The organism is Bartonella jaculi (assembly GCF_039543045.1).
GTDB classification, from domain to species: domain Bacteria; phylum Pseudomonadota; class Alphaproteobacteria; order Rhizobiales; family Rhizobiaceae; genus Bartonella; species Bartonella jaculi.
This window is the reverse complement of sequence record NZ_BAABIZ010000014.1, coordinates 1-14,182: the sequence shown is the minus strand read 5'-3', so window position 1 is coordinate 14,182 and position 14,182 is coordinate 1. Positions and strand designations below refer to the sequence as shown.

Here is a 14,182-nt window from a genome sequence, read left to right as displayed (position 1 = left end):
ATATTTCTTGATGGTTTTTGTAAAACAAGAGAAGGATAGCAAATTTTCGGGTAAATAATACATTTGATTTTATTATTTTGTTAAGAGAAAACTGTATTTCATGTCCATGTTTTAAAAGTATTGTAAATACTATTATTGCTTAATTAAAATATACAATTTATATAAAATAATATAAGAATAATGTATTTTATATATTTATGCGTATTTTTATTATTTAATACTGTATTGATTTTGTTCTAAATCGTATGATAGGCAATTTCAACTGTATCGTTATGATATGTCATTTAAATATATAAAGAGAATTAAAATGAGTATTTCAAGTTTATCACATGATTCAGGCAATACATGTAGTCCTTCAGTTTTTTTTAATACAGCGCATTCAGCAGGGCAAGTAGGTCACTCGATAGGATCGCATGTAGATGAAGTTGAAGGAGCTATATTAGGAGGGGGTGCAGCACTAGCACTTGCACCGGAAACAGGAGGTTTAAGTGTTGTAGCGGGTGCCTTAGGAGCCGCTACAGCGGGAGGTTATGTGGGTTCAGTAATCGATGGTGCAGCTGGTTATATTACTGGGGGTGGGATGGGTCTCGTATATAATACTTATCAATGTATTAATAAGTAATTTATAAAACATACACGATATATACTTAAAATAATAATATATTTGTAGACATATTTTAATTAAATATGCCTACATTTGTTTGTGAAATGAGTTTCAGTTATATATAATATATAATTATATATATTTTATTCGGAAATTTTATTTGTTATGAATATTTTTAATATTATTTTTTGAGTTATTTTTAGCAATATGTTGCTTGATTATATTTATATCTTTTATTGAATTATATTATACTTATAAAGGATGTAGTAAAAACGGTATTAAGAAAAAAGTAATTAATAAGAGTAATTTCATTTTTTATATTATTTTATTATATTAAGTTTTATGTAATTAATCATTTATTTTAATTAACTATTTTATATATAAAAAGTAAAAATAATATAATAAATAACTATTATTGTGATATTTATACTATTTTAAATGAAGTATATTATGACTGATATTATTTTTATTATTAAAAACGCATTATTTGCAACAAATATTTTTGTACTTTTGAGTATATATTTTTCTAAATCAACTTTTCCTACTTGGTGTCAGTCTATAAAGTTAGGATCAATTATAATTGTTATTTACTTTATAATATATTTTGGACTTTATTATTTATTAAACTAATTAAATATATAAATTTTTAATAAACGTAAACAGTATTTATACTTTTTCAACTCTACAAAGTGGATAATGAAAGCTTCATATCAGGCAAGTAGGTGCTATCGGTAGATGTTATTGAAATATATGTATATTTTAGTTTTTAATTGTTATGGTGGGCGTTATTGATGTGGATGGATTTTATTAATTTTATTGTAGAATTGTTGCATTCAATCATAATTGTAATTACATTTACAATTATATTTTTTTGTACTATGAATCTAAAGGTTACAGTAAAAAATAGACTAAGAAAAAGCTATTATCACTAGTAAATTTATTTTTTATATTTTTCTTCCATAATGTCTTTTGTTACATTTATTATTATATTTTATAAGTTTAATTTACTTAATTCTATATTAAACTTTATAAAATAAACTGTATTTTTTATTATTTATTACAATTGCTATTATTATATTGTATAAAATTTATTTTTCTTATTTTAAAATCTTAATGAGCTTATTTTTCGTGGCTAATGGGTCAAAGAGCAAAATAAAAATTTGTATCCTCTTTTCAATAAACAAAGATGATTCTTTAATCTGATGTTGTACAAAATAAACCTATAGCTATATGGATGTTGTTGCTTATCGATGATAAAACTAATGTGATTGATGATGTAGAGGTTAAAAAAGAGTGAGATTTTTTTTGCCTGAAATTCATACCTTCTTACCAACACCTTTTGAAAATAATACAAGAGAGGAAATAAGTGCTAAGAAAATACTGAGCATTTATAATGAGATTTTCCATTGATGCTAACGCTTTTGCATTTAATAATGTATTAATTGCATGGTATGATTTGTTCTAAAATTTCATTTGAAATCCGTAGATAACCTTTTTCTGATTTGTTATTCAATAGCTGTATTAATATATAATACAAGTGTTTGAGATAACAAAACATCACAATAGTAAACGCTTTTGAATTCACATACACAACACTGGATTGCTTATTGATCAAAACAATCTATGCACCTCAAAGTTACTTAATTTTTTTATTTAAAGTTGGCATTTGAACTAATTTTCGTGATTGATACCTTGTCTTACGATAAAAGGGTATGCGCTGTGATTTTGATATCCAGAAACTTTTGCATCCCTCCCCAAAAAATACAATAATACAATCTTATGATTATTATGGATTTCATTCTTATAAACTAAAAGAAGCATAATGATTAGCATTACGAATGGTTGTGCAAAATGCGTTTATCAGGAGCTATTTAGTCTCTTTGTGATTTACAATTTTTTTTATCATCTTACTTTAGCTAAGAGGTAATATGTACTAAGTTTCATTTATCTATTTTATCTAAAAAGGGTGGAGTTATATTAATGTCAAAAAAAGTCATGATCGTGGAAGATAACGAACTAAATATGAAATTATTTCGTGATCTTGTAGAGGCGAGTGGTTATGAAACCGTTGAAACACGTAATGGTCTTATGGCATTAGATTTAGCGCGTTCATCAATGCCTTCTCTTATCCTTGTGGATATTCAGTTGCCAGAGGTATCAGGAATCGATGTCATTAAACAATTAAAAGAAGATGAAAAATTGAGATCTATTCCTGTTGTTGCCGTAACGGCCTTTGCTATGAAAGGGGATGAAGAGCGAATTCGTGCAAGTGGATGTGAAGAATATATGTCAAAGCCGATCTCTGTTCCGCATTTTATCACAATGGTAAAGCACTTTTTAGACTGAAGCTATACTAAGTGATGATAGAAAAAGCTAATGAGGGAACTGCAGTTGTATCGCGAATGTTTTTGTAAACGGGCGCACAGTTAGGTCTGAGCTACTGAAGTATAGATCTTAAAAATTGAATCCAAGATTTCCAAAGGCTTCCGATCAAGCTCCTTTGAGCTCTTATCTATCAGGAAAAAAATAATCGTTTTACGCCCTTAAATTTTTCTCACGATAGAGAAGGATTGGTTACCCCCGTTCTCTTCAAAAAATCGCTTTAATAAGCATAAAGCCCCGCAAAAACGGGGCTCGATGTCTTGCAACAAAAGTTGAAATTAGCGCTTTGAGAATTGGAAAGAACGACGCGCTTTTGCTTTACCGTATTTTTTACGTTCAACAACGCGGCTATCACGGGTAAGAAAGCCCCCCTTTTTCAAAATTGCGCGAAGTTCTGGCTCGTAATAGGTTAAAGCTTTGGAAATACCATGGCGTACTGCACCTGCTTGTCCAGAAAGACCACCGCCTGCAACGGTCGCAACAATATCAAATTGGCTATCTCTGTTGGTTGCAACAATCGGTTGACGAAGAATCATTCTAAGAACAGGACGCGCAAAATATTTGTCGAATTCTTTATTGTTAATGATGATTTTTCCAGAGCCTGGTTTGATCCATACGCGAGCAACAGCATCCTTACGTTTTCCTGTTGCATAGGCACGTCCTTGTGAATCAAGTTTTTGCACATGGACAGGAGCGACATTTTCATTGGCTTCTACAATATTTGTTACTGCACCAAGCTCAGAAAGAGAATTAATTTCAGCCATAATCAAGCAATCCTTTTGTTTTTGCGGTTTAAAGCACCAACGTCAAGAGCTTCGGGCTGTTGTGCCGCATGCGGGTGTTGGCTTCCAGCATAAACACGTAAATTCTTCAATTGGCGACGACCAAGTGGTCCACGAGGAATCATGCGCTCCACAGCCTTTTCAATAACGCGTTCAGGAAAACGTCCTTCAAGGATTTGGCGTGCTGTGCGCTCTTTGATTCCACCAATATATCCGGTATGCCAATAATATTTTTTATCTGTATATTTTTTACCAGTAAGAGATATTTTGTCTGCATTAATGACGATAACATTATCACCATCATCGACATGTGGAGTAAATGTAGCTTTATGTTTGCCACGTAAGCGGTTAGCAACGAATGTGGCAAGACGACCTAAAACGAGGTTCTCTGCGTCAATAATAACCCATTTTTTCACCACTTCAGTTGGCTTTTGTGAAAAAGTTGCCATAGAAGTATCCTTTATTAAAACCCTTTAACATAAGGGCATTTTTGTTGCTTTGCGTTGAAAATTGTTACCATAGCGATATTTAACGCGTATCATCCGCTCTGATATAATGTCTTTTGTTGCACGTCAAGAGAAAATAAAAACTTATAAAAACAGAGTCTTATGATTGAGGTATTATGGTACTCCACATTGGGGTGTAGATACATTTTAAGTGAGAATGGATATTCCAAAAGAGTGCTTTATCTCTAACTGTTGATTGTATTTTATTTGCTTTCATTGTAAAACGAACGACGATGCAGCGTCCTCGTTATTTTCTCAATGTTGAATCTTCTGCTTGTAGTCAGGCTTGGTTAGATGCCCTTGATATTCGAGGAATAAATAATGCGCGCGCTATTTCTCAAAAATTTGGTTTTCCAGATGCGTTAGCGCGCGTTCTCTCGGCAAGAAATGTGGATGAATCTGAAGCTGTTGCTTTTATCAATCCCACATTGCGTACGCTCATGCCTGATCCAGAAAGTTTTATGGATATGGAAATAGCAGCAGAGCGCATCGTTAAAGCTATTTTAAATCAAGAGAAGGTTGCTGTTTTTGGTGATTATGACGTTGATGGTGCTTGTTCATCGGCACTTGTAGCGCGCTTTCTTCGTTATTTGGGTATCAAAGTAAAAATTTATATTCCTGATCGTATTGTTGAAGGATATGGCCCAAATGAACAAGCAATGAGAATGCTTGTGCAAGAAGGTGCCCATTTGATTATCACCGTTGACTGTGGTGCCAACAGTCCAGATGCAGTAAAAGCAGTAAGGCTTGCAGGGGCTGATGTTGTGATTTTAGATCATCATCAAATGTCAGAGATCCATCAGGAAGCTGTTGCTCTTGTCAACCCTAATCGTCCTGATGATTTTTCTGGACAAGGGCATTTATGTGCCGCTGGCGTTGTCTTTGTTACATTAGCTTGGGTTCATCATTTGTTGCGGAAGAAAAACTTTGCTGGAAAGCTTCCTGACCTTTTAAGCATGCTTGATCTTGTTGCATTGGCGACCATATGTGATGTCGTTCCGTTACAAGGCGTTAATCGCGCTTTTGTCGTGAAAGGGCTTCAAGTTGCTCGTTCTATGCATAATTTCGGGATAGCAGCTTTAACTAAAGTTGCGCGTATAGGTGAGCCGCTTAATAGTTTTCATTTAGGTTTTTTATTAGGTCCTAGAATTAATGCAGGAGGCCGTATTGGAAACCAAGCTTTGGGAGCACGTTTGCTCTGCTGTGATGATAAAGATGAAGCTGACAAAATAGCAGAACAATTGGATCGGCTTAATCAAGAACGCCAAGAAATGGAGGGTATTCAATTAGCGCAAGCAGAATCTTATATTGCTTCTTTCTGTCAAGAGCGAGAAACACCGTTGTCACTTGTGATTGCTCATCAAGAATGGCATCCTGGAATCATTGGTATTCTTGCATCCCGCTTAAAAGAGCGTTTTTTTTGTCCTGTTTTTGCAATTGCTTTGAAAGAAGATGGAAGCGCAGTAGGATCTGGGCGCTCAATGAGCGGTATAGACTTAGGAGAACTTGTTCGTGAAGCTGTTGCATTAAATTTATTAGAAAAGGGGGGAGGGCATAGTATGGCAGCTGGAATCACAATTCAATCGACAAAAATTGATCATTTTCGAGAGTGGCTGGAAGAAAAAGTTTCTTTAAGAGTTTCACAGTTGCATGCTAAAAGGTCTCTTAGTATAGATGGTTGTCTTTCTGCTTCTGGAGCCAATAAAGCGCTTTTTGATATGATAGAAAAAGCAGGGCCATTTGGTTCAGGGAATACGACACCTGTCTTTGTTTTTCCCTCTCATCGGTTAATCAATTTAAGTGAGGTGGGAAAAGGGCATCTCCGCCTTGTTATTTCTAATATGGAAGGAAAAAAACTGCAAGGAATAGCTTTCCGTGCGATAGGGACATCACTTGGTGATTTCCTTTCTAAAAACATTGGTGAAATGATCCATTTGGCTGGTAATCTTAGTTTGAATTATTGGAATGGAACTATCAATCCACAATTACGCGTTATTGATGCAGCAGCAGTGGTTTGAGAGGAATATTGTTTGAAAATCATATATCTAGATTAGAAGCAAAAGTAGAATTTTCTTGTATAAATCGAAATCTTGCTTCTGGCTTTGTTCCCATGAGGCTTTCTACTATATGTTTTGTTTCTTGCATTTCTACAGCGTCAATAGAAACGCGTAACAGGGTACGTTTTTGAGGATGCATAGTGGTTTCTTTAAGCTGTTCAGCACGCATCTCTCCAAGCCCTTTAAAGCGTCCAATCTCGATTTTAGTTTTCCCAGTGAATTCAGTTTTTAGTAATTCTTCCTTATGGGCATCGTCACGTGCATAAGCAACTTTTCCTCCTTGCGATATCCTGTAAAGGGGAGGTACAGCAAGGTATAAATGTCCTTGACGAATAAGATCAGGCATTTCTTGAAAAAAGAAGGTGATAAGGAGTGAGGCAATATGAGCACCATCAACATCCGCATCCGTCATAATGATAATACGTTCATATCTGAGATCTTTTTCGCGATACTTAGACCGCGTTCCACATCCAAGAGCAAGTATAAGATCACCAATTGTTTGGCTTGAGTTCATTTTATCGTGTGCGGCACTGGCCACATTTAAGATTTTACCACGAAGAGGCAAAATTGCTTGGTTTGCTCTGTTCCGCGCTTGTTTAGCGGAACCACCGGCAGAATCACCTTCAACAATGAACAATTCAGCACCAGCGGCAGAATTTTGGCTACAATCTGCGAGTTTGCCAGGTAGACGTAATTTACGTACAGCAGTTTTTCGACTTATTTCTCTGTCTTGGCGCCGTTTAACGCGTTCTTCAGCACGTTCAATAACCCAATCGAGAAGTTTTGTTGATTCCTGTGGAGAATTTGTCAGCCAATGATCGAAAGGATCGCGTATTGCATTTTCAACGATACGCTGTGCTTCGATTGTAGCTAATCGATCTTTGGTTTGTCCAACAAATTCAGGATCTTTGATGAAAATTGAAAGTATTGCAGCGGTTGAAATCATAACATCATCGGAGGTAATGATAGCAGCACGCTTATTTCCTATTAATTCAGCGTAGGATTTCAATCCGCGCAAAAGAGCTTGACGCAGTCCTATTTCGTGTGTTCCACCTTCTCCAGTGGGAATAGTATTGCAGTAAGATTGTACGCAGGCATCACCACCATGCCAAGCGACAGCCCATTCAACAGAGCCATGACCATTATAGTGTTTTGTCTTACCAGAAAAAATTTCTGATGTGACCCGATATTCATTTTCCAAAGACGAGAGTAAATAGTCTTTAAGTCCATCAGGAAAGTGGAAAACAGCTTTCTCAGGAATATTTTTTGTACCTTCGAGTATGGCAGGATCGCAGTTCCAGCGAATTTTTACGCCGCCAAAAAGATAGGCTTTAGAGCGCGTCATCTTATAAATTTTTTCTGGATCAAAAGCTGCTTTTTCACCAAAAATTTTACCATCAGGGTGAAAACGAACACGTGTGCCACGACGATTATACACATCGCCCAAATCTTCCAATCCAGATTGAGGAATACCGCGCGAAAAGCGTTGTCGGTAAAGTTTTCGTTCTCGTGCTACCTCTACTTCCATATCATCGGAAAGAGCATTGACGACAGAAATTCCTACTCCATGGAGCCCACCAGCAGTTTGATAAGCTTTTCCATCAAATTTTCCACCTGAATGGAGTTGCGTCATAATGACTTCGAGAGTAGATTTTTCAGGCATTTGAGGATGATTTTCAACAGGAATGCCACGTCCATTATCTGTAACCGTTAAATAACCATTTTTATCTAAAGATACATCAATTAAGTCCGCATAACCAGCAACGGCTTCATCCATCGCATTATCAATAATTTCAGCAAACAAATGATGAAGCGCTTTACTATCTGTTCCACCGATATACATTCCAGGACGTAAACGCACAGGTTCTAAGCCTTCAAGAACTCGAATTGAGTGCGCGTTATAGTTATCTTCGTGTGTATCTTTTTTCGAAGTCATCGCTTCTGAGCTCACTGGAATTTGCGGACTTTTTTCTTTTGTATTTATCCGAGACTGAGTATTATTTAAGACACTAAAAAGATCTTTGTTATTATCGCTCATGGCGTTTGATTATCCACCTCATTCAATAAACTATTTAATCAAAATAGATTTTATGCCTGTTTTTTATTTAAAAATCAATGAACTTAGGAAACATCAACTGTTGGACCAAAAATTTGTTCAAATGCTTGTTTCAGAGCAATATCAATATCATGCATTATTACAGGGAAACCTAGATCAAGAAAACTGGTTACACCATGATTTGTAATTCCACAAGGAACAATTCCTGAATAATGCGCTAAATTTGGATTAACATTGATAGAAACGCCATGAAAGCTTACCCATTTGCGTACACGAATGCCAATAGCCGCGATTTTATCTTCTGGAGAGAAGTTGCTTTGTATTAAAGGGTTGTTGGGACGTTTAACCCAAACACCGACGCGATCTTCGCGGCGTTCACCTTTAATATTAAATTTTGCAAGCATCTGTATGATCCATTCTTCTAACGCACCAATAAAAGCACGAATGTCTTGTTTTCGACGTTTAAGATCAAGCATAATATAAGCGATACGCTGTCCTGGACCATGATACGTAAATTCACCGCCACGGCCGGCCTCATAAACAGGGAATAAGTGAGGTGCTAAAAGATCTTTTTTTTTCGCGCTTGTACCAGCTGTATAAAGGGAAGGATGCTCAAGAAGCCATACTTGTTCACGTGCGGTTTTTGCAAGAATATTTTCTACGCGCTTTTCCATATAATGCAGTGCTTCAGGATATTCGACCAAGCTATCGCTTATTTTCCATTCGACAGGTGGATTGCCAGCGATTGTTTTAAAGTGATGTTGTAAGTGATTACGATCAGTATGTTTCAATTCAAATGTCATGGCAGGATTTACATTGGCGTTCGAGTTTATATTGTAATCAACGAAGGTGATTGCAGAGTAAGGTATAGAGCTATTTATTAAAAGATAATAGGTCTATAAATTTTATTTTAAGAAAATTCGTTACGCCCAAAAATCTACACTTCTTTTTACCATCTCCCTGTTGCACCACCACCACCTGATGATCCACCACCACCCCTGAAACCTCCTCCACTTGGAGGACCACCGAATCTTCCACCAGGGTATCTGCCACCGGCACTTAAGTTAAGAAACCAAGGTGTGAAGATGATACCTAGCCAGAGATACTTTTGTGGACCTATTTTTTTACCAAAAATCATTGCAAGAATGGGGAGACCAAACATTATAAAAAAGACTAAAAACAGAATTGCACTGATTAGCATTTCTTCTTTTTCAGCTTGTTTACGTTGCTCTTCAACAATTTTAGCTTTTTCTTTGATTCGAAAGGTAAAATCAGAATCACTTTCTGTAATAACCTTAATAATTGCATCAACTGCTTCAACAATTCCTTTTTGATAATTTCCTTCGCGAAAATTGGGAACAACAAAGTTATTAATGATGACGGAGGAAAGAGCGTCTGTTAACTCTCCTTCCAAACCATATCCTACTTCAATACGTACTATGCGTTCATTCGGTACAATGACCAGTAATACACCATTATTGAGCTGTTTTTGACCTAATCCCCATGTGCGAAAAAGAGAATTACTGTAGGTTTCTATATCACTTCCTGAAAGGGTGGGGAGAGTTACAAGAACAATTTGGTCACCTGTTTTTTCTTCGAGTGCAGCCAGTTTTTTTGTCAAGTTTTCCTTTGTTGCATTATCGAGCAAATGAGCCACGTCGTTAACATAGCCTGTTAAAGGAGGAAATTTTGTCTGTGAACAAGCAATACTCCCCAATGCAGCAACTAAATACAGAGAGCAGATAAAAGCCCATAATTGTATAAATACAATACGTTGCGAAGAGTATCGAAATGATTTCATTAATTAAAATTGACCTTCGGTGTTTGTTGACTATTGGTATCGATCGTAAATGTGGGCATAGGCTTAGCATCACGAAACCATAGTTTTGCCCAAATCATTGTTGGCATTGTTTTTAATGCAGTATTATATACACGTACTGTTTCAATATAATCACGGCGTGCAACAGAGATACGGTTTTCAGTCCCTTCTAATTGTGATTGAAGAGCAAGAAAATTCTGGTTTGCTTTAAGATCAGGATAGTTCTCAACAACGGCCATAAGACGTGAAAGTGCAGTTGATAAATTTGCTTGATTGTTGAGATACTGTTGCATTATTTCTGGGTTATTCAACATGTCGGCATTAATGTTCACTTGTGTTGCTTTTGCACGTGCTTCGATGACGTTCGTAAAAACAGCCTGTTCATGTGATGCGTAGGCTTTGACAGTTTCTACAAGATTGGGAATGAGATCTGCTCGGCGTTGATATTGGTTCAACACTTCACTCCATGCTGCATGTGCTTTTTCTTCATTTGTTGGTATTGTATTAAATCCGCAACCACTTAAAGATGGTATTAAACATGCCAAGAGAATAGCAATTAAGAATCGTCTTAACATTTTGATTATGGGATAAATAAATATAATTGAAGCATTTTGTACATTTAACATAAAGATATCTCCGTAGCCATTTTATGATTATATAGGATTTACCTTTTCTATAAAAAGTATTTCTGATTTTATAAAAAGACATTTTATGAAGAAATTTATATTTATATGCGTTTTTATCGCATGTATCGTATTTAAGGCGATGAGTTAATATGAAAGTAATAATGACTCTATCAACCAATTTATAAAACAATTTATATTGTTTATTTTTAATTTTAATTATTATTATAAAATTTTCTCCTCTTTTCGCTTTTTGATTCAGAACTTGCTTGTTTTCATGAGATAACAATAGGAAAGAAAGTTCTGGATGACTTGGAGATAAAGATATCATTAAAAAATCAGTAAAAACAATACGTTATTGATAAATTATGAGTAATTTCCTTTAAGAAAGCAATATATGGTTAAAATTTTTATTTAAGAAACTTGCATCACAAAAAGAGTAAAGCTACGTTAATAAGCATGGGCGATAAGAGAAAAACTTGTCTCACGCTCTCTTTTATTTTTATCCCTTGCTATGGTGAGGTATGTTTTACTATCTCATAAATCAATTAGATCACAGGGACTGAAAGAAATTCCTATAGATAAACGCGTTTTAATAATAGGGCAGAAATAATGCCACTGGATGAAAAAGAACGAATTAAAAGCAGAAGTACATATGCAAAACTGTCTATGTGCCGAGAAAAAGCTTCAGATTCTGCTATTTTAGAATAAGAGCAAGATATACTTTTTTGATGTTCTCTTTCAAATAAAAAGACAGGAGAAGTCAAATATCCTTTGAAAGAACTCCAAAAAATAAATTGGCACACAAGCTAGTGACACGTTATACAAAATGTGGTGACAAGCTATAATTTTTAAAAATCGAATAGCGAAGGGAATAAAGACCATAATTTAAAAATCAATGGCTTTTAACCAAGCGCGTTCTAGTTTATTTTAACAAAATCAGTATCTTAATAAGATATGAGGGAACTTTATAGGTATTGAATTATTACGTTTTTTTTGTTCCTATCCCTCATTTTTTTGTAGCTTTTTTATTGCTTCTAGTGCCAGCCTTTTGCGGTCTGCGCTCTTTGTATAAAGGGACGCCATTTTATCTTCTGTCCAGCCAAAAATTGCTTTCAATTGTGATACTGTTGCACCGGAATTAGCGGCACGCGTCGCTGCTAATTTTCGCAACCCATGGGCTGATTTTTTAATTCCAGCCGCATTACAAGCGTCTCTAAATGCATTACCAAAGCTTTCTTTGATAAATTTTTGATTAACTTTACTACAGATGAATGTTTCCTCTCCAACAGGACCAATTTTAAGTGTCACTGCTAATTCTGGTAAAATGGGAAGAAAAACATCTGTTTGGAATTTGCTTTTTTCTGTTTTGAGATGAATGATATTATCTTTGACGTCTTTCCAACCAATACGAACGACATCACCACGACGCAAACCCGTGTAGAGAAGAACGTCAATCCAAACACGTTCATGGGTACCATGTGACCAGTGTTGGTAATATTTTTCAACATCTTCTTCTGTCCAAGCAGCAAATCCATCTTTATTGCTAAGAGCTGGTCTTTTGACTCCTATTGTTGGATTGCTTTCCAAAAGATCTTGTTCAATTGCCCAATTAAAAAGTCCATTAAGGGCTTTCAGAAAATTTTGGGCAGCTGAAGGTGTTTCTTTACGCCGTTCAACACCAGCTATGATATGTTTCTTATCAATTGCTTGGTATGGAATGTTTCCTATGGTGTCAGAAACTTTCATCAGAATGAGTTCCCGTTGTCTTTTTGTAGCTTTAGCGAGGCTATACCAATTGACGCTATTAAAATATTGTTTAAGCAGCCATGCAAATGAACCTTCAGTAAGTTTACCGATTTTAGGTTTAGGAGGTATAATCCCTTGTAATTCGGCAAGAGCGTTTTTGTAGTTGTCAACAAAGTCTTGCGTTCCATAGGTTCCACGGATTCTAATGCGTTTTCCATGACCAATACGCACATACCATACAATTTTTCCATGTTGTGTAATTTGTTTCACAAGATGAGGAGGACGAGGCTTGGGCATAGAGGTTTCACATTTGTAAGAGCTTTTTTTCGTAATATTCATTCTTTGACAAATCTAAAAGTTTGTCTGGGTGGTTAACTGAATTTGGTATTGGGATATCGGATTTAAGATAGATAAGCAGTTCGCCGGTAGGTTTGATTTCTACGAGTTCGCACCCTTGCTTTTTAGCTTCTCTTAAAGCGCGTGCAATGGCTGGTTGCGTTATAGCAGCTGGACGAGGCGCCATATCTTTTCTCCTTACATTAGATGCAATTCACGTGTGGCGTGAATCACGCATTGCTTGAAAGTTGTTAGGAAAGGGGTGGGGGTGCTAGAGGCTGTAAGAGCACCCCCATAAGGTTAAGCAGCTTTTGTCGAGAGTCGTTCTATCTCTCGTTCTATTTCTGCTAAAAAGGTTTCAACGGCTTTATTGATTTCTTCAATTTGTTCTTTATCACGGTGGATGCGTTTGACTTTTATGCGCAAGTGCGTTGATTGACCAGTAAAACGTGGGTCATAACTTACGAAATCACACCACTGGCGTCCAGTACAAGCCATTTGGAATTGCATCTGCGCGATATATTCAGGCTTGATCACGTTATCTATACAGAAGCGCATATGATTTGCTGATCTTGGGCATTTGACCTCGATTAAACCATCTTCTCCAATAAGCCCATCAGGGCTTGCCCCCGCCATTTCCATTGTAGGATGTTGGATAAAGCCGCATTTTGTTATATCGGCATCATAAATGAATGCATATTCTCTCAAGGCGTCTTCTTCATTTTCAATGCCCCAACGCATATCTTCAGTTTCATAATGGTGGCTGGCTTCGCCCGTTAAGCGTTCTGTAATGAGTTTGATTTTGTAGTCTTCATATTTGCTTGTAGGCAATCCTTTTGCTGTCTTACTGAGTATGTTGTAAACATTAGATGCGGTGACTTTACCCAAGCGCGCTTGAAACCATTGTGCTGTTCTTTGTTCCATCTTACACCGCCGTTTGTTGTTCTTGTTGTATTGGTTCATATTCGATGTCTTGGACGTGAATATATTCGACATCTTGTATAGGAGCGTCTGTTTGCTCTTGTTGTGTTTGAGCTATTTGCTTATTTTGTCTATCTATCAAGATATCCAACACTGTTTTAGCTTGATCATCAGACATATCATCAAGTTTTTCGACCTTTGCATAAGCAAGTACCTTTTTCTCTTCTGTTTGCGTTTGTGCTATAAGTGTTCTGATGTTCATAAGCATATCATGAGACACCAATTGTTTTTGTATGGTATGGTTTGCGTCATTGATACGTGCTGCTTCATCTTCTTCATAAATGCCT

General features: G+C 36.1%; 12 protein-coding genes and 1 pseudogene. 3 read left to right on the top strand and 10 right to left on the bottom strand.

The genetic code is table 11. The features are described 5' to 3' along the window. Positions 1-307: 307 nt before the first annotated feature. Positions 308-622 (top strand): hypothetical protein, encoded by a 315-nt coding sequence (locus ABD915_RS06215; RefSeq protein WP_345116626.1) that lies wholly within the window; start codon positions 308-310, stop codon positions 620-622. A 1,962-nt stretch (positions 623-2,584) separates the two neighbouring features. Then, a complete protein-coding gene (locus tag ABD915_RS06210; protein WP_345096953.1) occupies positions 2,585-2,950 on the top strand; it encodes a response regulator in 366 nt (121 codons plus the stop codon). Between the two features lie 314 nt (positions 2,951-3,264). Here ABD915_RS06210 and rpsI read toward each other — a convergent pair whose 3' ends face one another. Together rpsI and rplM are read right to left on the bottom strand one after the other, a co-directional pair. Next, the gene (gene rpsI / locus ABD915_RS06205) at positions 3,265-3,750 is read right to left on the bottom strand and encodes a 30S ribosomal protein S9 (protein ID WP_345116624.1); all 486 of its coding nucleotides are present in this window, start codon (positions 3,748-3,750) and stop codon (positions 3,265-3,267) included. A gap of 2 nt (positions 3,751-3,752) precedes the next feature. Continuing rightward, positions 3,753-4,217, bottom strand: a complete 465-nt coding sequence (gene rplM / locus ABD915_RS06200; protein WP_345116622.1) for a 50S ribosomal protein L13 — start codon at positions 4,215-4,217, stop codon at positions 3,753-3,755. Positions 4,218-4,507: 290 nt separating this feature from the next. Between rplM and recJ the strand changes: the two genes are divergently transcribed. Further along, a complete protein-coding gene (recJ, locus tag ABD915_RS06195; RefSeq protein ID WP_345116620.1) occupies positions 4,508-6,292 on the top strand; it encodes a single-stranded-DNA-specific exonuclease RecJ in 1,785 nt (594 codons plus the stop codon). Positions 6,293-6,311: 19 nt separating this feature from the next. Here the strand turns inward: recJ and parE are convergent, their stop codons facing one another. From parE to ABD915_RS06155, 8 genes and pseudogenes are all read right to left on the bottom strand, one after another. After that, positions 6,312-8,369 (bottom strand): DNA topoisomerase IV subunit B, encoded by a 2,058-nt coding sequence (gene parE, locus ABD915_RS06190; RefSeq protein ID WP_345116617.1) that lies wholly within the window; start codon positions 8,367-8,369, stop codon positions 6,312-6,314. 83 nt (positions 8,370-8,452) lie between these two features. Next, entirely contained in the window at positions 8,453-9,190 is a 738-nt protein-coding gene (lipB, locus tag ABD915_RS06185) for a lipoyl(octanoyl) transferase LipB (RefSeq protein WP_345116615.1), read from the bottom strand. A 146-nt stretch (positions 9,191-9,336) separates the two neighbouring features. After that, positions 9,337-10,188 (bottom strand): TPM domain-containing protein, encoded by an 852-nt coding sequence (locus ABD915_RS06180; protein WP_345116613.1) that lies wholly within the window; start codon positions 10,186-10,188, stop codon positions 9,337-9,339. Then, entirely contained in the window at positions 10,188-10,832 is a 645-nt protein-coding gene (locus ABD915_RS06175) for a LemA family protein (RefSeq protein WP_345116611.1), read from the bottom strand. Before ABD915_RS06175 ends, ABD915_RS06180 begins: the two co-directional genes overlap by 1 nt. A gap of 999 nt (positions 10,833-11,831) precedes the next feature. Beyond that, positions 11,832-12,875 carry a tyrosine-type recombinase/integrase gene (locus ABD915_RS06170; RefSeq protein ID WP_345116609.1) on the bottom strand — a complete coding sequence of 348 codons (1,044 nt, stop codon included), beginning with the start codon at positions 12,873-12,875 and terminating at the stop codon, positions 11,832-11,834. A 7-nt stretch (positions 12,876-12,882) separates the two neighbouring features. Beyond that, positions 12,883-13,101, bottom strand: coding sequence for a hypothetical protein (locus tag ABD915_RS06165; protein WP_345116607.1), 219 nt, complete (start codon positions 13,099-13,101; stop codon positions 12,883-12,885). A 113-nt stretch (positions 13,102-13,214) separates the two neighbouring features. Then, positions 13,215-13,838, bottom strand: coding sequence for a lambda exonuclease family protein (locus ABD915_RS06160; protein WP_345116605.1), 624 nt, complete (start codon positions 13,836-13,838; stop codon positions 13,215-13,217). A gap of 1 nt (position 13,839) precedes the next feature. After that, a pseudogene (locus ABD915_RS06155) lies at positions 13,840-14,182 on the bottom strand (recombinase); the annotation flags it as partial.